Annotated in this window: 14 protein-coding genes; 10 read left to right on the top strand and 4 right to left on the bottom strand. The window is 40.1% G+C overall.

The annotated features are described in order from the left end of the window. The first annotated feature begins 32 nt into the window (after positions 1 to 32). From murP to PVK71_RS12150, 4 genes are all read left to right on the top strand, one after another. Positions 33 to 1,484, top strand: coding sequence for a PTS N-acetylmuramic acid transporter subunit IIBC (gene murP / locus PVK71_RS12165; protein ID WP_274418771.1), 1,452 nt, complete (start codon positions 33 to 35; stop codon positions 1,482 to 1,484). A 378-nt stretch (positions 1,485 to 1,862) separates the two neighbouring features. Further along, the gene (locus PVK71_RS12160; RefSeq protein ID WP_274418772.1) at positions 1,863 to 4,481 is read left to right on the top strand and encodes a glycosyl hydrolase family 18 protein; all 2,619 of its coding nucleotides are present in this window, start codon (positions 1,863 to 1,865) and stop codon (positions 4,479 to 4,481) included. A gap of 153 nt (positions 4,482 to 4,634) precedes the next feature. Next, positions 4,635 to 5,174, top strand: coding sequence for a YaeQ family protein (locus tag PVK71_RS12155; RefSeq protein WP_130045280.1), 540 nt, complete (start codon positions 4,635 to 4,637; stop codon positions 5,172 to 5,174). Positions 5,175 to 5,269: 95 nt separating this feature from the next. Beyond that, entirely contained in the window at positions 5,270 to 5,998 is a 729-nt protein-coding gene (locus PVK71_RS12150; RefSeq protein WP_274418774.1) for a sulfite exporter TauE/SafE family protein, read from the top strand. Positions 5,999 to 6,072: 74 nt separating this feature from the next. Here the strand turns inward: PVK71_RS12150 and PVK71_RS12145 are convergent, their stop codons facing one another. Then, positions 6,073 to 8,025, bottom strand: a complete 1,953-nt coding sequence (locus PVK71_RS12145; RefSeq protein ID WP_274418775.1) for a BCCT family transporter — start codon at positions 8,023 to 8,025, stop codon at positions 6,073 to 6,075. 446 nt (positions 8,026 to 8,471) lie between these two features. Between PVK71_RS12145 and PVK71_RS12140 the strand changes: the two genes are divergently transcribed. Then, entirely contained in the window at positions 8,472 to 10,508 is a 2,037-nt protein-coding gene (locus tag PVK71_RS12140) for a prolyl oligopeptidase family serine peptidase (protein WP_274418776.1), read from the top strand. Between the two features lie 117 nt (positions 10,509 to 10,625). Here PVK71_RS12140 and PVK71_RS12135 read toward each other — a convergent pair whose 3' ends face one another. Next, complete coding sequence (locus tag PVK71_RS12135) at positions 10,626 to 12,113, bottom strand: oligopeptide:H+ symporter (protein ID WP_274418777.1); 1,488 nt, start codon at positions 12,111 to 12,113, stop codon at positions 10,626 to 10,628. Positions 12,114 to 12,578: 465 nt separating this feature from the next. Here PVK71_RS12135 and PVK71_RS12130 point away from each other — a divergent pair, with 465 nt between their 5' ends. The 4 genes from PVK71_RS12130 to PVK71_RS12115 all read left to right on the top strand — a co-directional run bounded on the left by PVK71_RS12130 (position 12,579) and on the right by PVK71_RS12115 (position 17,663). Next, positions 12,579 to 13,295: a sugar isomerase domain-containing protein gene (locus tag PVK71_RS12130; RefSeq protein ID WP_274418778.1), complete on the top strand. Its 717-nt coding sequence runs from the start codon at positions 12,579 to 12,581 to the stop codon at positions 13,293 to 13,295. A 322-nt stretch (positions 13,296 to 13,617) separates the two neighbouring features. Next, the gene (locus PVK71_RS12125; protein WP_274418780.1) at positions 13,618 to 15,222 is read left to right on the top strand and encodes a BCCT family transporter; all 1,605 of its coding nucleotides are present in this window, start codon (positions 13,618 to 13,620) and stop codon (positions 15,220 to 15,222) included. A 139-nt stretch (positions 15,223 to 15,361) separates the two neighbouring features. After that, positions 15,362 to 15,529, top strand: coding sequence for a hypothetical protein (locus PVK71_RS12120; RefSeq protein WP_274418781.1), 168 nt, complete (start codon positions 15,362 to 15,364; stop codon positions 15,527 to 15,529). 319 nt (positions 15,530 to 15,848) lie between these two features. Continuing rightward, complete coding sequence (locus PVK71_RS12115) at positions 15,849 to 17,663, top strand: DUF4365 domain-containing protein (RefSeq protein ID WP_274418782.1); 1,815 nt, start codon at positions 15,849 to 15,851, stop codon at positions 17,661 to 17,663. Between the two features lie 153 nt (positions 17,664 to 17,816). Here the strand turns inward: PVK71_RS12115 and PVK71_RS12110 are convergent, their stop codons facing one another. Beyond that, positions 17,817 to 18,794, bottom strand: coding sequence for a phosphotransferase (locus PVK71_RS12110; RefSeq protein ID WP_274418783.1), 978 nt, complete (start codon positions 18,792 to 18,794; stop codon positions 17,817 to 17,819). A 34-nt stretch (positions 18,795 to 18,828) separates the two neighbouring features. Then, a complete protein-coding gene (locus PVK71_RS12105; RefSeq protein ID WP_060990765.1) occupies positions 18,829 to 19,287 on the bottom strand; it encodes an RNA methyltransferase in 459 nt (152 codons plus the stop codon). A 94-nt stretch (positions 19,288 to 19,381) separates the two neighbouring features. On the opposite strand from PVK71_RS12105, the gene PVK71_RS12100 reads away from it, so the two are divergent. Continuing rightward, a complete protein-coding gene (locus tag PVK71_RS12100) occupies positions 19,382 to 19,855 on the top strand; it encodes a LabA-like NYN domain-containing protein (RefSeq protein WP_130045289.1) in 474 nt (157 codons plus the stop codon). Positions 19,856 to 19,920 lie beyond the last annotated feature (65 nt).

The raw sequence follows: 19,920 nt of genomic DNA, 5'->3' as shown, positions 1-19,920 counted from the left end.
CTTTATACTGAACAATTGAAAGGGAATAGGACATGGCTAAAATAACCACTTCCATGATTCAAGAAATACTCTCTGCAATTGGTGGCAAAAATAATGTCATTAAATGCGGAAACTGCATGACTCGTTTACGTTTAACATTACACAATGATGATCTTGCTGACAGAGACGTAATTAAACGCATTGTAGGCGTGATGGGATTAGTTGAAAGTGATGATCAATTTCAAATAGTTTTAGGCCCAGGTAAAGCACAAACTGCGGCAGAAATGATGAATGAGATGATGGAAGGTGAAGAAGAATCTGCACCAGCAATCACAGAGAACCGTGATTTAAAAGATGTGGCTTCTGAGCATAAGCAGAAACTGAAAAAGAAACAGACCAGTGCGACACAGCGATTTTTAAGTAAATTCGCGACCATTTTTACACCGTTAATTCCGGGATTCATTGCTGCTGGTTTGCTACTAGGTTTTGCTACACTGCTTGATCAAGTTTATGTGATGGGTAATGAGTCACCAAATGCACATTTGGTTGATTTGATCCTCTACATGAAGGTATTCAGTAAAGGTCTGTTTAGCTTCTTAAGTATTTTAATTGGTTACAACGCACAGCAAGCTTTTGGTGGGTCTGGGGTTAACGGTGCGATTTTAGCCTCTCTATTTGTACTTGGGTATAACCCAGAAGCGACCTCTGGTATTTACTCTGGTATGACGGATTTTTTTGGCCACGGCATTGACCCAAGAGGTAACATCATTGGTGTTTTGATTGCTGCGATAGTTGGTGCGGCTGTTGAGAAAAAAGTACGTCAATACATGCCAGATAACCTAGATATGATCTTAACCTCGGTAGTGACCTTACTTATTATGGGTGCCGTTACCTTTGTGGTTATCATGCCGATTGGTGGTGTGTTATTCCAAGGCATGTCTTGGCTATTCATTAACTTAAATGGTAATCCATTTGGTAGTGCAATACTGGCTGGTTTGTTCCTAATCTCGGTAATGTTTGGTATCCACCAAGGGTTTGTTCCAGTGTATTTTGCACTGATGGACGCGCAAGGGTTTAACTCTCTATTCCCAATTCTAGCAATGGCTGGAGCAGGGCAAGTTGGCGCAGCATTAGCTCTTTACTCAAAAGCAGGTAAGGATGCGCTATTACGTACACAAGTGAAAGGCGCTATTATTCCGGGGTTCTTAGGAATAGGTGAACCGTTAATTTATGGCGTAACACTACCAAGAGTAAAACCGTTTATTACGGCATGTGCGGGCGGCGCAACCGGTGGTTTCTTTATTGGACTTGTCTCTTACCTGGGTTTACCTGTTGGTTTAAATACCGTGTTTGGGCCTTCTGGCATCGTAGCGTTACCATTAATGACATCAAACGCAGGTATCTTTGCTGGTATGTTGGTATTTGCCGCAGGCCTGGTGATTTCATACGTAGCTGGCTTTATTGCAACTTGGTTCTTCGGAACAAAGAATGTTGATTTAAGCTAATCTCAGAGAGTAAATTAACGAATAATAAGTACTTGCCCCTATAAGTACGCTAAGACCTCATTGGTACCACAATGAGGTTTTCCTATCAGATGCAGGCCTTAAATACTGTGATACTTCTTCCATAAGTGAAATAATTCAAATTGTAAATATAATATGTGATTATTAAAGGTTGTATTTTTATATTAAAAACTAATGAGAGGTTAATTCAGTAAATAGGCTTTTTTTTAAGAAAATTGACTGATTTTGATGTGTTTGGTCAAATAAATAACGTCATTAAAGTGACGATCTAAAGTGCTGATCGTGAGGATGAAAAATATTTGTTGGTGTAAAAATTAGGGCTTTGTACTATATCGTTAGTTGATTTATAGAGATAACCTAATGAAAAAGATAACATTATTGGCTGGCCTTATTGGCGGGCTATTAGCGACACAAGTACAAGCTGCAGCACCAGGAAAACCATCATTTGATTGGGCAGAGCATAAATATGCACTAGTTGATGTTGACCCAAGTGCGATTGCATACAATGAATTAGTAAAAGCACGTCGTGATTCTGTTGATATTAACATCGCTTGGAGTTCTTGGTCAGGAGATGCCGCTGAAACGGCGCGTATCTTTATGAATAACGACTTAGTATGGGAAGCTGCTGGTTCAGTTAACTCAGCAACATTTCCAATCAGCAAAGGTGGTATTTATAATCTAACACTTGAGTTATGTAATGCTGATGGTTGTACTGTTTCAGATACAAAAGAAATCGTAGTTGCAGATACTGATGGAAGCCACCTTGCGCCATTAGAAACGGGGTATTTAGAAAATAATAAACCTTACGAAAACACAACAGGCAAAGTCGTAGGCTCTTATTTTGTAGAGTGGGGTGTGTATGACCGTAAGTATAATGTAGACCAATTACCAGCAGGTAATCTTACCCACATTTTATACGGCTTTGTTCCTATGTGTGGTGGTGATGGTATTAATGACAGTTTAAAAACGATCAGTGGAAGCTTTGGTGCTCTACAAAATGCATGTAAAGGTCGTAAAGACTTCGAAGTCGCAATTCATGACCCATGGGCAGCGATTCAAAAACCTCAAAAAGGCGTAGAAGCATATTCTCAAGCTTATAAAGGTAACTTTGGCCAATTAATGGCATTAAAACGTGCGCAACCAGATCTTAAAATCTTACCATCTATCGGTGGCTGGACTCTATCTGATCCATTCTTCTTCATGGATGATGCCGTTAAGCGTGCAACATTTGTTGCTTCAGTAAAAGAGTACCTATTAACATGGAAATTCTTTGATGGCGTCGATATTGACTTTGAATTCCCTGGTGGCAATGGTGCAAACCCGAACCTAGGCGATAAAGAAAAAGACAGTGATATCTATATTGCTATCCTAAAAGATCTACGCGTAATGTTGGATGAATTAGAAGCGGAAACTGGCCGTACTTACGATCTAACCTCGGCGATTAGTGTTGGTGATGATAAAATAGCAGTAGTTGATTACAAAGATGCTCAACAATATTTAGATCATATTTTCTTAATGAGTTATGACTTCTATGGTGCTTGGGATAACAATGATCTTAACCACCAAACAGCATTACATGCATCAGGCATGAAAGACGAAACTCGTTATTATACTTCTCGTGGCGTTAATGCAATGCTAGAGCAAGGTGTAGAAGCGAGCAAAATGGTTGTTGGGGTAGCTGCGTATGGTCGTGGTTGGACTGGCGTAACAGGAGCTCAACCAGGAAACCCATTTACAGGTTCTGCTACTGGCCCAATCAAAGGTACGTGGGAGAATGGTGTTCTAGATTACCGTGATATTGCAAATAATCACATGGGTGCAGGCTGGGAGCATGGTTATGATGAAAAAGCAGAAGCACCGTATTTATTCAAAGCATCAACAGGTGATTTAATTACTTATGATGATGCTCGCTCTGTAAAAGCAAAAGGTAATTATGTTAATCAACTAGGCCTTGCTGGTGTATTTTCTTGGGAAATCGACGCAGATAACGGTGATATCTTAAACGCAATGCACGAAGGTTTAGGTCATGGCGATGATACTAGTGGCCCGGTTGAACCTGAAAATAAAGCACCAATTGCTAACGCAGGTCGTGACCAAGCGGTAACGGGTGAAAAATCAGTTATTCTTGATGGTACATCATCTTATGATCCTGAACGTGATGAGCTGACTTATTCTTGGGCTCAAACAGCAGGCAATAAGGTTGTATTAACTAATGCAACATCAGCAAAAGCTGAAATTATTGTTCCTGAAGTAGAAGAAAAAACAAGCTATACATTTGAATTAATCGTGACTGATGAGAAGGGACTATCTGCAAAAGATACCGTGATCATTACTAACGATGCACCAAAAGAAAACCAAGCTCCAACCGTAACACTACCTGTAACATTAAACGTAAAAGCAGGTGCTCAGTTCACATTGAATGCACAAGCGATTGACCCAGAAAATGATGCGTTAATCTATTCATGGATACATACAAATGCATTTACGGTTGTAAGTGGTATGGGTACTGCGTCTCTAACACTTAAAGCGCCTGAGTTAGAAATTGAAACGGTAGCAGATATTACGGTAACAGTAACTGATGGTAGTTTAGATGCATCAGCAACAACTCGTGTAACCGTTGAGGCTAAAAAAGAAGATGGTAACGAAGGTGACAATGGTCAATGTTCTGATACAGATCCAAACGCAGGTAATTATCCAGCGTGGAACGCAACCAACGTATACACGACAGAAACAGTAAGTCATAACGGTCTTGTTTATAAAGCAAAATGGTGGGTGCAAGCTGTTGAGCCAGCTCCAGGTGTTGAAGCGTGGGAACTAATCTCTGAAGCAAACCTAGGTTGGAATCCAACGGTAGCTTACTCTGGTGCCGCACAAGTTGACCATAAAGGCAGCCGCTGGGAAGCTAAATGGTGGACTCAAGGCAATGAACCTGGTGTTGACGCAGTATGGATTAATATTGGCGAAGCTATCTGTAAGTAAGCTAAACTAATCAGGGGACTATAATCGCCTCGTCTAAAATACGTTGACGATTTTTAATGGAAAGCTAAGTGCGTATGTACTTGGCTTTTTTTGTCTAGTATCCCTATAGGAATCGCGTACAATGCCCCCAATTCTCAATACTTAGGAAAGCCAGTGGCTATCAAACCAACCATCTATAAATTCCGTGTTGCATTAACGGACATGAACCGTGATCACTACGATTCAGTAAACTTAACCATCGCTCAGCACCCATCTGAGAACGTTGAACGTATGATGGCTCGCGTGTTGGCTTTTTGTTTAAACGCAGAGGAAAACTTAACGTTTACTAAAGGGCTATCAGCGGTTGATGAGCCGGATATCTGGGTTCGTGAATACGATGATACTATTTCACTTTGGATTGATGCAGGCGAGCCAGATCCTGATCGCATGAAAAAAGCATCACGCCAATCAAAAGTGACTAAAGTGTACAGCTTTAACTCAAAATCTGATGTGTGGTGGAAACAAAACCAAAGTAAGTTTAAGCAATACCCTGTAGAAGTGGTTCGTTTTGATTGGGAGCAGATCCAAGAGTTCTCCACTTTCTTAGAAAGAACGATGGAATTCTCAGTAATGATTACCGGTGATTCAGCATTTATCTCTACGGTAAAAGGTGAGTGCGAAGTAACGTGGGAAACTCTGCAATCGGTTGAGTAATAATGAAAAGTAAATAGTGTAATACTGCTATTTCCTTTCTAAAATCTAGTTCATAATGCCTTCTATTATTTCCCCATAAATAGAAGGCATTTTTTATGGAATTTCCCCTAATCGATCTCGGTTTATTCTTTGCAATGTTCCTGATTTTTATAGGCTCATTTGTGCAAAGCGCCATTGGTTTTGGTTTGGCTATTGTTACTGCACCATTGTTATTTTTAATCTCGCCAAATTATGTGCCGGGCCCAATCGTAATTGTCGGTTTATTCTTATCCATTATTAATGCCTATAAATACAAAGCAAATGTCTCTTTTCGTGGATTAGGCTACGCATTTTTAGGCCGAATTCCAGGCTCTTTGCTTGGTGGGTTACTACTTTACTATGTAGATGCAAAACTGCTGTCTCTTTGGATTGGTGTAGTTGTATTACTTGCCGTTGCGATTAGCTTGCTTCCATTTCGTATTGAACCAAATAATTCAAGAATGACGATTGCAGGTTTCTTTTCAGGCTTGTTTGGCACCAGTTCAGGTATTGGTGGACCGCCAATGGCGCTGTTATTACAGCATCAAGAAGCAAATCTTATTCGAGCTAACTTATCCGCTTTCTTTGTGGTGAGTAGTGTTATCTCATTAGCGGTTCAAGTGCCAGCTGGGTACATGAGCTTGAATCATTTATATCTTACATTGCCATTACTTCCGGCTTCGGTTATCGGTTATCTAGTCGCGATGAAAGTGGTGGATAGAATTGATAAAGGAACAATAAGAAAGGTGTCTTTGGTGATGTGTTCGGTATCAGGTATAGCGGCGATTGTGTTGGGGTTGAGGTAGTAGCGGGTAAGTTGATGGAAAAGAAAAGGGTTAATGCCTGCGTATTTCAGCAGACATTAACCACAAAGTTAGAATTAACTTGGCGTATTCAATCTTGTTTTAATCGCCAGTTTTGCTTCTTCATTTGCTTGTTGTGCTTCGTCCTCAACCTTTTGACGCATCAGTGCATCAAAGGCAACGCGCGCTTCTTGAGCAAGCTCAGACGCCGCTAGCTTAGCATCTTTAGCATTCATTGAATCATCCGTTAATTGACGTAATTTCTCAATGATTTCATCAGGTGCATCACCTAAATCAACGCTTGATTCACCGCGAGCTAATGCTTCTTTACGTAATTGTTTTTTCAGCATCCAAATTGCGTCATTAGCTTCACGTTCAAGATCGGCTGCTTCAATTGCGTTATCACGTAGTTGCTCAAAACGAGCCAATGCTTGGCCTTCCTTGCTCCAAGGATCAACATCTGGTAAGTCAGAAATGTTGATAACAGGATCAACGTAATTATCTTGGTGAGATAAATCTAGCATTGCTGCTTTAACACCAGAGATCATTAGCATTACTGCGATAACCAATAGTGGTAAACCACCAACAATTGCCGCTGTTTGTAGTGTTGCCAAGCCGCCCATAAACATTAACGCCGATGGCATAAATGATAGAGTGAAAGCCCAGAACAGACGGTTCCAACGCATTGGATCTTCAGTTACGTTGGTTTGTACTACTGACGCTAAAATATAAGAGATAGAGTCAAACGTTGTCGCGGTGAAAATCACACATAACAAGGTAAATACAGCAATAACAAAAGTACTAAATGGCAGTGTTTCTAAAGTAGCGAAGATAGCTCGAGTTGCCCCTTCAGAATTTAGAATACCAACAACGTCTAATTCACCAGATAACTGCAGTGATAAACCGTAGTTACCTAGAATGATGAAGTACATTGAACAGCCTAAAGAGCCAAAGAACACCGCACCAGAAACCATTTGTTTAATCGTTCTTCCGCGTGAAATACGCGCAACGAACAGACCCATGCTTGGTGCAAATACTAACCACCATGCCCAGTAGAAAATAGTCCAATCTTGTGGGAAGTGCGTATCTTCAAACGTACCCATGCCACCAAAAGGTTCTGCCCATGTTGCCATCACAAAGAAGTTAGACAGCATACGACCGATTGAATCTAGACCGGTTTCCAGCATAAAGATGGTAGGGCCACAAACTAATACAAACAGCAGTAAACCTAACGCACCCCAGAAGTTAATGTTACTTAAAATCTTAATGCCTTTGTCCATACCCATGTACGATGAGTAAGCAAAGATAGCGGTACAAACCATAAGTACTAAAATCTGGCTGCCTGTTGTTGCAGGAATACCAAATAGGTAGCTAATACCTTCGTTGATCAGTGGTGCCGCTAAACCTAAGGTTGTTGCTGCGCCGCCTAATAAACCAAAGATAAACAGTACATCAATAACTTTACCCAGTTTACCAAAGCTGTTTGCTTCACCAATAACAGGCATTAAAGCAGCAGATACTTTTAGTACCGGTTGTTTACGTACATAGAAGAAGTAAGCAATTGGAATTGCAGGGATCATATAGATACACCACGCAATTGGCCCCCAGTGGAAAAGACCATAAGTCGCCGCCCAACGTACCGCTTCTTCACTGCCCGCTTCTAATTGAAACGGAGGATTTTGGTAGTAGTAAGCCCATTCAATTGTACCCCAGTACAAAATACTCGCACCGATACCACCACAAAATAGCATAGCCGCCCAAGACGACAGAGCAAATTCAGGTTTTTCATCGGGATCACCCAGTTTGATTTGGCCGATATCAGAGAAAACGATGTAGATCATGAAGAAAAATGCCGCTAAACCTAGACCTAGATAAGCAAAGCCTAGTTTGTCTGTCATAAATGTTTTAGCTACGGCTATCCACTCAGCCCCTTCCGCTGGGAATACCAGCAAAGGAATTACAACCGCACAAAGCAGTAATATTGCGCCGAAAAAAGTGGGTTTATCGATAAGTTCGAAGTGTTTTTTCATTTTTATTGTCCGTAATAAAAACAGATTTAATTATTAAGTACGCGCACCAACAACTCCCCGTGCTGAAGGGATCAGACGGGTTTAACTTAAATTAGTAGAGTATAAATAGTGTAAGCGGACGGTTTATTGTGAGTAATGTAATGCTCGAAAGTTATCCAGATCACGATTAATGTGGATTTGAGATAAAATAGAGCTAATTCTCTAATCTGTCGACAAACTTATTTCTTTGTTTTATAAAAAGTGTGATCTAGGTTGCATAAAAATTTATTTACAAAAATAAGCTGATTAATAAACATTCTAAACCCTTAAATTTATCACTATAGACAGAACCGTAACGCTTGCAGTATCAATAACTAGGCTTAAACCATCAAACAGTTGTATTCCTATTTTTAATGAGCGTATTCTACAAACAGATAACACAAACTAATTATAAATAGGGATGCATTATGATTTATCCTTTCACAAAACAAGACTCAACGGTTGACCACTATTTTTCTCATGCTATCGCTGACCCATATCATTGGCTAGAAGACGACAGAAGCGAAGAAACAGAAGCGTGGGTGAATAAGCAAAATGACGTCACCTTTGATTATCTTTCTCATATTGGTTTTCGTGATGATATTCGCGCTTTAATCGCAAAAGGTCAGGATTACCAAAAAACTTCACAGCCCTTCAAGCGTGGCGATTACACTTACTTCTATCAAAATGACGGTTTACAAAATCAGAGTGTTCTGTATCGCTCTAAAGAAGGCGGAGAGATAGAAGTCTTTCTTGACCCAAACACTTTTAGTGAAGAGGGAACCACCTCTTTAGGTGCGGTTAGCTTTTCTAAAGACGCATCACTTGTAGCGTATTCGATATCAGAAGCGGGGAGTGATTGGCGTAAGATTTTTGTATTAAATGCTGAAACCAAAGCGCAAATTGAAGCGCCAATTGTGGATGCCAAATTTACTGACATTTCATGGTTAGGTTCAAAAGGCTTTTATTACTCAAGTTACGATAAGCCTGAGGGTAGCGAATTATCCGCAAGAACAGAGCAACATAAACTCTACTTTCATGAGATAGGCAAACCACAAACCGACGATGTTGTGGTGTTTGGTGCCACAGAAGAAGAGAAGCATCGTTATGTGAGTGGCTATACCACAGAAGATGATGCGTATTTAGTTATCTCAGCCGCGACATCAACCTCAGGTAATAAGCTTTATCTTGAGCGTTTAAGTTGCGGTAACTCAACTCGAATTACCGTTTTAGATAATACTGATTCAGATACTTACGTAATTGAAAATGATGACTCGCGCTTACTAATGTACACCAATCTAAATGCACCAAACGGTAAGATTGTTTCTTATAATGCAGTCACATGTGATTGGATGGACGTTATTCCAGAGCAGCCCCAACCGTTAGATATTAGCGTTGGTGGTGGAACCTTATTTGCAACGTATATGGTTGATGTTCTTAGTCAAGTGAAGCAGTACGATTTTTCAGGTAACTTATTACGAGAAATTGCGCTACCGGGCGAAGGCCAAGTGACAGGATTTTCAGGTAAAAGAGAACAAACGGATCTGTTTTTCACTTTTACTAACTACGTTACGCCACCAACGATTTACCAATTTGATGTCAAAACAGGCCATACCGAGTTGTATTTAGCTTCTGCATCACCTTTTGATTCTGAGAAGTTTGAATCAAAGCAAGTGTTCTATACCTCAAAAGATGGCACTCAAGTTCCAATGCTTATCTCTTATCGAAAAGGCATTGAGCTTGATGGCACCAATCCAACCATTTTATATGGTTACGGTGGGTTTAACGTTAGCCTAACGCCAAGCTTTAGTGGTGTAATGGCCAGTTGGTTAGAGCTTGGCGGTGTGTATGCAATTCCCAATATTCGCGGTGGTGGCGAGTATGGTAAAGCGTGGCATAACGCAGGAACACAGCAACAGAAACAAAATGTATTTGATGATTTTATTGCAGCAGCCGAATACTTAATTGATGCTGGTTATACCGACTCATCACATTTGGCAATTCGTGGTGGCTCAAACGGTGGCCTATTGGTTGGCGCGTGTATGACGCAGCGACCTGAACTATTTAAAGTCGCGCTGCCTGCGGTAGGTGTGTTGGATATGCTTCGTTACCATACGTTTACTTCTGGAGAAGGGTGGGCTTATGATTTTGGCACATCAGCACAAAGTGAAGAGATGTTTAACTATCTACTAAACTACTCGCCAGTGCATAACGTAAAAGAGGGCGTTGAATACCCTGCGACATTGGTAACAACGGCTGATCATGATGACCGCGTTGTTCCTGCACATTCCTATAAGTTTATTGCTGAACTACAAGCTAAGCAATCAGGTGATAACCCCGTGTTAATTCGTATTGATGTCAATGCAGGCCATGGAGCAGGAATGCCAATTTCAAAATCGATGGACTTAATGGCGGATGTGTATGCGTTTACGTTAAGTAATATGAAAGTGAATCCGTTTGAGTAATCTGAATATTTATTAGTAATAATCAAATTACAGTAAATAAAAAGCAGAATGAGCATCACGCTTCATTCTGCTTTTTTTATTAGATAGTTTTCTATCAGATAACTTGTCTAATATTGTTTAGTGTTGCTCAACTAGCTCTATTTCTTCAGGCTGTAAGCTTGTCATCATACGATTCAGTTTTGGTGCAGTAATCGCCATTACGATAGCAACGGCTAAAGTAACAAAACCAATATTTTGGAACAATTCAGTATAAACAGGCAAAGTATCCAATGGATCAGTTAAATGCTCTGGTGTTGCACTGAATGTTGCAACATAACCACCAATGATGAATGAAGCGGCTTGAGTTAAGAACCATGCCCCCATAGTAAAGCCCATCAAACGTTGTGGAACTAAACTTGCCACCATTGCAAGACCAAGGCCACTGATCATTAACTCACCTAAGCTTTGGAATAAGTAAACCAGAACCATCCACCAAACAGAAACCATACCGGCTTGGTCTGCAAACCAATTGCCTGCCGCTGCAACTGATAAGAATCCAAAGGCACACATAAACATACCAACAGTAAATTTACCTGGCATAGATAAGTCTTTATTTTGGTTACCGTAGTAAGTGTATAGGTAAGCTAAGATAGGGCTACAGAACACCACCCAGAATGGATTTAACGCTTGTAAGCTAACAGGGTTAATATCAATGCCAAATAACTCAGTGTGAACATTATTAATCGCAAAGAAGTTTAATGAGGTTGGCATTTGTGCATATAACACATAGAAAATAATCGCTTGTAACATAAGAATGAAAGCGACGATCATTTTGTTACGTTGCTCGCCAGTTTCTTTAAAGGTTTCTTTTAAGAAGAAGCCAACTACACCAACACCAATAACGCCTAGTGCTAAGTTGGCCATCATAATGTTTTGCAGTAACCATGCACAAACTAGCGTCGATGCTACGGTGCCGATCAAAACAATTAAGGCCTTGGTTTTATTTAGTGGAAGTGTATCAGGTTCAGACCCAATGCCTTGTACTGTGCTACGAAGAGAAAAGTAGCTAAATAGACTAGCGACTAATCCGAGGCCACAGATTAAAAAAGCATATTCATAACCGTAATTATTCGCGATGACAGGACTTAGAGAAAGCGAAACTAAAGAGCCAATGTTGATTGACATATAATAAAGGGTAAATGCGCCATCTAAGCGTGAATCACCTTTTTCATAGCACTTTGCTAATAGACTTGATGGGTTTGCTTTGAATAAGCCATTACCAACCGCGATAGCACCAAGAGCCAAATAGATAAAGTTAGGATTTAAAATCGAAAATCCCATTAAAAAATAGCCGAGAGCAAGAACGATAGCACCAAAGACCATGGTGCGTTTAGTACCTAGAACATAATCTCCGACGTAGCCACCGACAGAAACAAGACCATAAACTAAAGCAGCAAATGCGCCAAAGGTAACAAAAGAGTCTTGCATGCTAAAACCGAGTTTATCTACAAAGTAGACGGCGAGTATCCCTTGAAGTCCGTAGTAACCAAATCGTTCCCATAGTTCAATGAAAAATATCATCTTAAACGGTTTTGGTTGGTTTAATATACTTGCTTTATTGTCCATATTAGTTATTTCACCTAGCTGTTTATTATTGTGCAGGCATTAAAAACCAATTTAACAAATTAAAACGTGATATTTGTTTGCTTTGCGGTTTGCTCTCTGTGATTAATGTCACATTAGATTAAATGCTCTAATAATTAACCATTAGTAATATTTGAGTTAATAGTTCAATTAAGTATCTGTAAGGTTATCTAAGTTACTGAAAGGTTGAGTTTGAGTCCCATGGCTGTGACTTGAATGTATTATTGTGTAATAACAAAGCATTAGATTTACTAATTCATGGTAAATGTTTTTTTAACGCGTATAAAGATTGAACACTTACAGCGTAAGGCTTTTGGTATTGAGAGAGTGAGGTAGATAGATATTGGTTAACTTGCAGGTTGCCTTATCTGTTTTGTGATTACTTCATAGGAAATAGATCTGCATCTGCCATATAGTTAGCTTTTCCTTTTGTCTTAAGTGGTCTCCATGTTCGAATATAGCAATAAACTTATCCATGCATTAGAACAGCTTTTTATTGATAACCAACAGCCTATTCAACAGGCTTCTCAACTATTCGCTGATGCCATTATTAATGACAATATGATCCAAGTATTAGGTACTGGTCATTCTCATATGATTGGCCTAGAAGGCTTTATTCGTGCTGGTGGGTTAGGGAATATTAACGCAATCTTAGACTCAACAGTTCTTACATCAGATGGTGCGCTGCGCGGCTCTCGGCTTGAAAAGCTTAATGGGCTTGCAGAGATCTTGTGGCAAGATCAAAATATAGGTGCAGATGATGTGATTGTCGTTGCTTCTAATTCAGGTAGAAACGCGCTCCCTGTAGAGTTTGCCCAGCTAGCCAAAGATAAAGGCCATAAAGTGATTGCGATAACCTCTGTTGAGCAATCTAGCCAATATCCAAGTCGCCATGAAAGTGGACTAAAATTGATGGATATCGCTGATATCATTTTAGATAATCGCGTTCCAAGTGGTGATGGGCTGTGTGAGATAAATAACCGAGTAACAGGGGCTTTTTCTAGTATTTCAGGTATGGCTCTTATCAATACGCTATGTACAGAAGCGCAAAAATTAGCACTAGAGCAAGGGGTCGAGCCGTTGATCTTTAGCAGCCAAAATGTCGATGGTTTCAATAATGAAGATGTTTATGAGCACTTTAAAGGCCGATTAAAGTCGATGTAGAACGAACATTCTAAACGGCCGATTATCTGAACATCATTTAGAGACTAAAATACCCAAATTAAAAAGATCGTTTATTAACGATCTTTTATCATGAAATACGATAGCTACACGCAGAAAAAGAGTTAATCACCAATAACTACCCATTTTGTGTTACAATTCGCCGCTTGGGATTGAGAAAAAGAGCCATTAATCACCTACCGTGGTGATTTTTATCATGTTTATTTACATGGTACCGCTACTCAATCAAACAGCAATTGGATAAGGAGTTGTCCTTATATTCGTCTAGGCGTTCGCTTAACTGAATATCTGAACATTATCATTTATGGGTTTTAAATCAAAAAAGTACAGTATTGAATCGACAGATTATGAAGTCGGTCAAGATAACATTAGTAAATGGGGCATGGATGTCCATAACACCGTTTTTATGGCCTCAGTTGGCTTATCTCTTCTCTTCATTATCACTCTTCTCGCACTACCACCGACAGACGCCAAAGCCGCGATTGATTCCATTAAAGGCTCAGTGTTAGCAAATTTTGACTTCCTCTTTATGTGGGGAGCTAACCTATTATTAATTTTAGCCATTATTATCGCGTTTTCACCTTTGGGTAAAATTCGTTTAGGTGGTGAAGGTGCAAAACCTGATTATTCAAAAGCCTCTTGGATCTCAATGCTATTTGCAGCAGGTATGGGTATTGGGCTTATTTTCTGGGGTGTTGCAGAGCCAACCGCGTTCTTTACCAACTGGTTTGGAACCCCACTTAATGTAGAACCTTTTACAGAAGCAGGTCGTGAACTTGCACTAGGCGCAACCGTTTTCCATTGGGGTTTACATGCGTGGGCTATCTATGGCATGACGGCACTTTGCCTTGCTTATTTTGTTTATAACAAAGGGCTGCCATTATCAATGCGCTCTGTGTTTTATCCACTATTAGGGGATCGCGTTTGGGGTAAAACTGGCGATGTGATTGATATCTTAACCGTATTAGTTACCTTGTTTGGTCTGGCAACGTCTCTTGGTTTAGGCGGCTCGCAAGCGGCGAGTGGTATTAGCCATGTTTTTGGAATGGAAAATAATATCTATCTTCAACAGGCTATTATCATATTGATTATGGGCTTAGCTATTATCTCTGTTTTACGAGGTATGGATGGGGGCGTTAAGTTTCTTAGTAACCTAAATATGGTTATTGCCTTTATCTTCCTTGGTCTGATTGCTGTGCTGAACTTCACAACCGTATTAGATTCATTAGTTACGGCATTAACAGGTTATGTGAAAAATATTATTCCATTAAGCGAAACCTCTGGCCGTGAAGACACCACTTGGTTGCACGGTTGGACTGTGTTCTATTGGGCGTGGTGGGTTGCGTATGCACCTTTCTTTGGTATGTTCGTAGCGCGTATCTCTAAAGGACGAACCGTTCGTGAGTTCCTACTTTGCGTAATGCTTATTCCGACAATGGTAACAACGGCTTGGATGTCTATCTTCGGCGGCGTGGCTATTCAACAAGTCATCGATAAAATTGGGCTATTAGGTGCTCAACAAGGTATTAGCGATGTCTCTCTAAGCTTGTTCCACATGCTAGATGCTTATCCGTTCGGGGATATTTTATCTTTTATTGCCGTAGCATTGATCATCGTTTTCTTTGTGACAACGTTGGATTCAGGCTCTATCGTTATTGATGGCATGACAGCGGGTGGTAAATTAGAAGTACCTGTTAAGCAGAAAGTAGTGTGGGCTGTTATCTCTGGTGCTATCGCCATGATTATGTTGTGGATTGGTGGTACGCAGTCTATTCAATCTCTGCAATCAATTACCATTATTGCAGCAATGCCGTTTACTATTATTCTGTTGCTTGGCAGTGCAAGTCTACTTAAAGGGCTATTGACGGAAGTTGAAAAACCAAAGGTAGCGACTAAGCGAGTTAACTAATTAGGTTAGTTTGTAGCTAGATTAAGAGCTAAAGTAAAAGTTAGATCTACAATAAAACTCTCTGGTACTTTGTGCTGGGGAGTTTTTTATAGAGTTTATAAACACTAAGCATGTAATAACAATGTAGAGGTAATAAATTATGAATACTAAGCCAATTAGAACTAAAGATGATTACAAAGCAGCGATGGCTCGTATCAGTGAGCTTACTAGCGGCGATCTTGATGCACTGTCTGATCATGAATTTGATGAATTAGAAATTTTAACCACATTAGCTGAAGCATACGAAAACGTTCACTATAAAATTTAAGTCTAGGGCTGCACAGCCGAGTTACAGAGAGCTTGAAGAGAAAGAGACGACTTTCACTTGCCATGATTAGAAATTTAAATCGTAAGTTGAACATTCTACTTGGGAGTCTTATTGGCGAATATCAACTTGCTAAATAATAATCTAACTCGTTTGTGCCCCAAAGTGAGTTTGAGGTGTCTTTCGTTTACATATCTACGATTCTAGTTTTGGCTTAATTAAAGTAATTTGACATAACTCTCATCTTGATTTGCTCTATTTACATTTAAATTGTTGCAGCTTCCGGTTAAAATAAAGGCTTTAAAATTTATAAGGTTTCACTATGAATGCAGGTGAGATTGGTACAGCAGCAGGGCGAATTTTTGAGTACAAAGCGCCGTTCAATTGGATTATCAGAAGTCAAGAAGACCAGAATGATCATGGTATTGACTGTGAAATTGAGCTGAAAGATTCAAACGGAAAAGCTCTTGGTCAAGAGAGCGTGTTCAAAATTCAGCTTAAAGGTCAAGAGAACTGTTCATTTATTGAGGATGGACAGAAACTGTCTTTCTCGGTTTCTCGCTCCCGTCTTCAGTATTATCTCAAGTTCAATATTCCAGTGATATTGGTAGTTGTTGAAGTGTCTAGCGAAGAAATTTACTGGGCTTCTGTTACTGACAATCAAGAGATCTTGGAGAAAGTAAGAGACTCATCTACTGATACTTTGACTGTCCATTTACCCGTTGAGAATAAGCTAGAAAGAAACGATTCCGTAGCATTCGATAAATTGTTGGTGGCTGTTCAAGAATGCTGGGATTTCCTGTCTTTACGAGATCTTAAGCTTGCGGTTAACAACTGTAAGACCTTGCAACCAGAAGCTTTGAATACACGTATCGAACAAGTCGGTGATGCTTTGTTTAAGGCTTACCATATCAAGTTAGACCAACTCTTACTTGCTAGATCATTTGATGACCTTTATCGGCAAGCTAGTGACATTATTCAATCGCGCATTGTGCCAGCTAAAGATAGATTCTTGGCTGCACTTTACTTTGATTACGCTTTTAAGATCGCTCCTTATAAACAAGTCAAAAATGAACAGATTGAGGAGCAACTTAAGTTATGCGAATACTTAGTTGCCTGTGCAAGAGAGCAAAAAGAGTCAGCTTACCGTCTAACAGCGATAGCTAAAGCAAGAAGCGCATTGTTTAGTATTCAAGTTGAACAGCTACATGCGCAACATCATTCAAATGAGAACTTTAAATCTGATAGTTTTGAATACTTGTTTATGAACCGAGAAATACACAAGCAATATCATGAGGCTTGTGCTCAGTTGCAGAAGATAATTAACATGTGCCACAGACTGGTTAACCTCAGTCAGTTTAATATCTTGGCAGATTTGATGTGTGATGTTAGTTTATCTATAGGTATGTTTAAAACCATTCACAATGCACGTGGGTCAAATGAAGCTATCGCATTCCTAGATGAGTGGTTTGAAAAGATGCTTCATACAGTATTGATGTACTCGTCAATTGTTAGTGAGATGAGAAAAATTGAGCAGCTGTATCTTATGGTCAACTTACAGTCTGAGCTTAAAACTATTGTGAAGTTTGACGTTAGATCTTTAATTCTTGAGCATTGTTCGAGTGCTGAAGAGTTATTGGATGCGCTTGATAATGTAATGGCTAATAAAGAAGAACGAAAGCCACTTTTTGAAGCTAGTATTGAAGAGCAAAAGCAGTTCTTTGCTGATATGGCTAAAAACCTTGGAATGGACCCAGACGATCCTACTTCGAGAGAAGGTCAGTTCATCGCAATAGGTTTAGCCAACTATGACCCTACAAATATTATTGGTCATTGTGAACATATGTTCGTTGATTACCGACCGAGAGGAATGATAGCCAAACAGTTGGGAATGCACTCTCTGAGTATGTCTATCATGACTTGTTTAAAGCATAAGTATACAGTTGGAACTGGGAACTTGCTGATCAAAGCATTTGATAACTCGGGTGGACCAGAGTTTATGTCAGGATTTAAACAAAGGCATTGTGATAAGTGTTCTGATTGCTCACCAAGATTTGATGATTGGATTTGGAATATGAAATGGCAGCAAGAAGAACGTACAAAGCATGTCGAGTGGCTTGATAAGATAGATTTTTAAACTGAACCGAGAATGGTTCTCTAATCATATTATGTCATAAACCTAGCTTATCCGAACTTCATGACTTAGAGCATCAATGCTCGCCCATTTCTATCCAGAAACAAGTTAACAGCTACACCCATAGAAAAAAGGTCGCTCACTTGCGACCTTTCCCTACAAAACCTTCAGCGCTCTTTCTTTAAGTTCTTCAGTATACCCATTAATCTTCCAATGCTCTGGGCTCCAGCCTTTTACAAAGCGTTGAAAATCAGCCCAAGCAATGCAAAACAGTGGTCGCCACGCTTGCTCAATATCGTCACTTGCTTTTGTGTGACCTAAACGTAATAGGGCGCTTTTAAGCTGACTAAAGTAATGATCTAACAGCTCACTCTCAAGCTCTGCGCACTGTTCTGGCTTTATTGCACTGCTGATAAACAAGATCACATCCTTCATACCGCAGCCTTTACCCACATATTGAAAATCAACAGCAGCGACTTGCTCGCCATCTTCAGAAAAGCAGAAGTTCGCTAACTTAGCATCACCATGAACCAAGGTTTGGTAACGGGTGTTTTTTAGTGTTTCATCAATCTTAAGCGCAGCGTCTTCTAATGGTATGTCCGTTAAGGCTTCAAGCTCATCAGGGCGCGTATCTAAATGCCAATAAGTGCCAGTTTGCCATAAGCCAATAGGCTCAACATTAAGGTGTGCTGCATGAAAGTTTGCAAGCCAAGTTAAGCAGGCTTTGGTTTCATTTATTGAGGCGCTGGTTTGTAATGGTCCAGTTTTTACGATTGGAAATCCGCAAGTCGCTAAATCTTCCAATACTAAGATGAGCTCGTTATCTCGCTGCTCTACATATAAACAGCGCGGCACAGGACAATGGGTAGAAACTGCATTGGCGTAATCTTGATACCAATTGAGTTCCACTTGGTATGAGTCGAGTTTACGTTGGTGTGATAAATCTGTATTCCAACCCCTAGGATGCACTTTAGGCTTGGGTAAGGTGATCTGTTTAATGATAATAGAAGAGATGGGTGCTTGGGTTAAATGCAAACGCACCAACTCCCCATAGCCGCCCCACAAGGTTTGTAGGGTATCGGTTTGGGTAATTGATGCGTTTTCGAAACCCGAAATACGTGATAAATCAAACATGTCGAGTTCCTTTATTCATCTAGCTTAACGTAGATTATTTATGGTTGGAGAAGTTTTCGCCTTTTGCCATGCGATCGTACATGATCACGTTCACAGCAGCGGCTAAGTTCATGCAGCCATTGGTTGGGACATAAATCGTCTCACGGCAGAAATCGGTGATCTCTTTTTTCAATGTGCCATCTTCTGGGCCAAAAATGTAAAACGCACGTGGTGGGTGCTTGTAATCTGGCAGTGGTTTAGCGCCTTCAATTAAATCAACCGCGACTGGCACACAATCTAAAGGAATGATGTCTTTTAGATCTTCAACGCCGATCAATGGAACGTTAAGATGCTGGCTTTTTGTATCCGTACAAAACTGCTTTGCAATATCGTAACGTCTGCCCGTGTAGAATACCGAGTTTACGCCATAGCAGCCTGCCGCTCGCATTACCGAGCCTACGTTTTCAGGTGTTTTTGGGTTTACCAATCCAATACAAGAGTAGCCTTTAGTCATTTTACCGTCTTTCCAATACAAAATTTGCGCGAAGTATACCTAAATTAAAGGGATTCATATAGACTCATTGGATAATTTCCTAGGAAGGCGAAATATGAAAACCGTTGCGATTCTTGTTGATGTACAAAATATTTATTACACCACGCGTGATGTTTACCAACGTCATTTTGATTACAACGCATTATGGGCAAAAGTGACCGATGGCCGTAAGGTGGTTGGGGCTAATGCGTATGCGATTGCGCGCAGTGATGACAAACAAAAGCAGTTTCATAATATCCTTCGTGGTATTGGTTTTGATGTAAAGCTTAAGCCTTTTATTCAGCGTCGTGATGGGTCAGCAAAAGGCGATTGGGACGTAGGTATCACCCTTGATGCGATTGAGTTAGCAGAGCAGGCGGATATTGTGGTTATTTTGTCTGGCGATGGGGATTTTGACTTACTCGTTAAGCGAATTCAGTCACGTTTTAATAAAGAAGTTGAAGTGTATGGCGTGCAAAATTTAACGGCTAATTCACTTATAGAAGCTGCTGATCGCTTTATCCCAATAGAAGATAACTTGTTATTATAGAGTGAGTTATCATTAGTATCCTTTACGGTATCGCTATAGAGTACTGCTTATCTTTCTCTTCTACG

The sequence above is a fragment of the Aliivibrio sp. S4MY1 genome (genome assembly GCF_028765545.1).
In the GTDB taxonomy this organism is placed as follows: Bacteria; Pseudomonadota; Gammaproteobacteria; order Enterobacterales; family Vibrionaceae; genus Aliivibrio.
Note: the sequence above shows the minus strand (reverse complement) of the source record. Positions and strands in the feature narration are given on the sequence as shown.

Coding starts and splice junctions, on each gene's coding strand:
- PVK71_RS12145 (WP_274418775.1), bottom strand. CDS start 8,025: ATGAAAAAACACTTCGAACTTATCGATAAACCCACTTTTTTCGGCGCA.
- PVK71_RS12135 (WP_274418777.1), bottom strand. CDS start 12,113: ATGGACAATAAAGCAAGTATATTAAACCAACCAAAACCGTTTAAGATG.
- PVK71_RS12140 (WP_274418776.1), top strand. CDS start 8,472: ATGATTTATCCTTTCACAAAACAAGACTCAACGGTTGACCACTATTTT.
- PVK71_RS12130 (WP_274418778.1), top strand. CDS start 12,579: ATGTTCGAATATAGCAATAAACTTATCCATGCATTAGAACAGCTTTTT.
- PVK71_RS12125 (WP_274418780.1), top strand. CDS start 13,618: ATGGGTTTTAAATCAAAAAAGTACAGTATTGAATCGACAGATTATGAA.
- PVK71_RS12110 (WP_274418783.1), bottom strand. CDS start 18,794: ATGTTTGATTTATCACGTATTTCGGGTTTCGAAAACGCATCAATTACC.
- PVK71_RS12105 (WP_060990765.1), bottom strand. CDS start 19,287: ATGACTAAAGGCTACTCTTGTATTGGATTGGTAAACCCAAAAACACCT.
- PVK71_RS12160 (WP_274418772.1), top strand. CDS start 1,863: ATGAAAAAGATAACATTATTGGCTGGCCTTATTGGCGGGCTATTAGCG.
- PVK71_RS12100 (WP_130045289.1), top strand. CDS start 19,382: ATGAAAACCGTTGCGATTCTTGTTGATGTACAAAATATTTATTACACC.
- PVK71_RS12115 (WP_274418782.1), top strand. CDS start 15,849: ATGAATGCAGGTGAGATTGGTACAGCAGCAGGGCGAATTTTTGAGTAC.
- PVK71_RS12150 (WP_274418774.1), top strand. CDS start 5,270: ATGGAATTTCCCCTAATCGATCTCGGTTTATTCTTTGCAATGTTCCTG.
- murP (WP_274418771.1), top strand. CDS start 33: ATGGCTAAAATAACCACTTCCATGATTCAAGAAATACTCTCTGCAATT.
- PVK71_RS12120 (WP_274418781.1), top strand. CDS start 15,362: ATGAATACTAAGCCAATTAGAACTAAAGATGATTACAAAGCAGCGATG.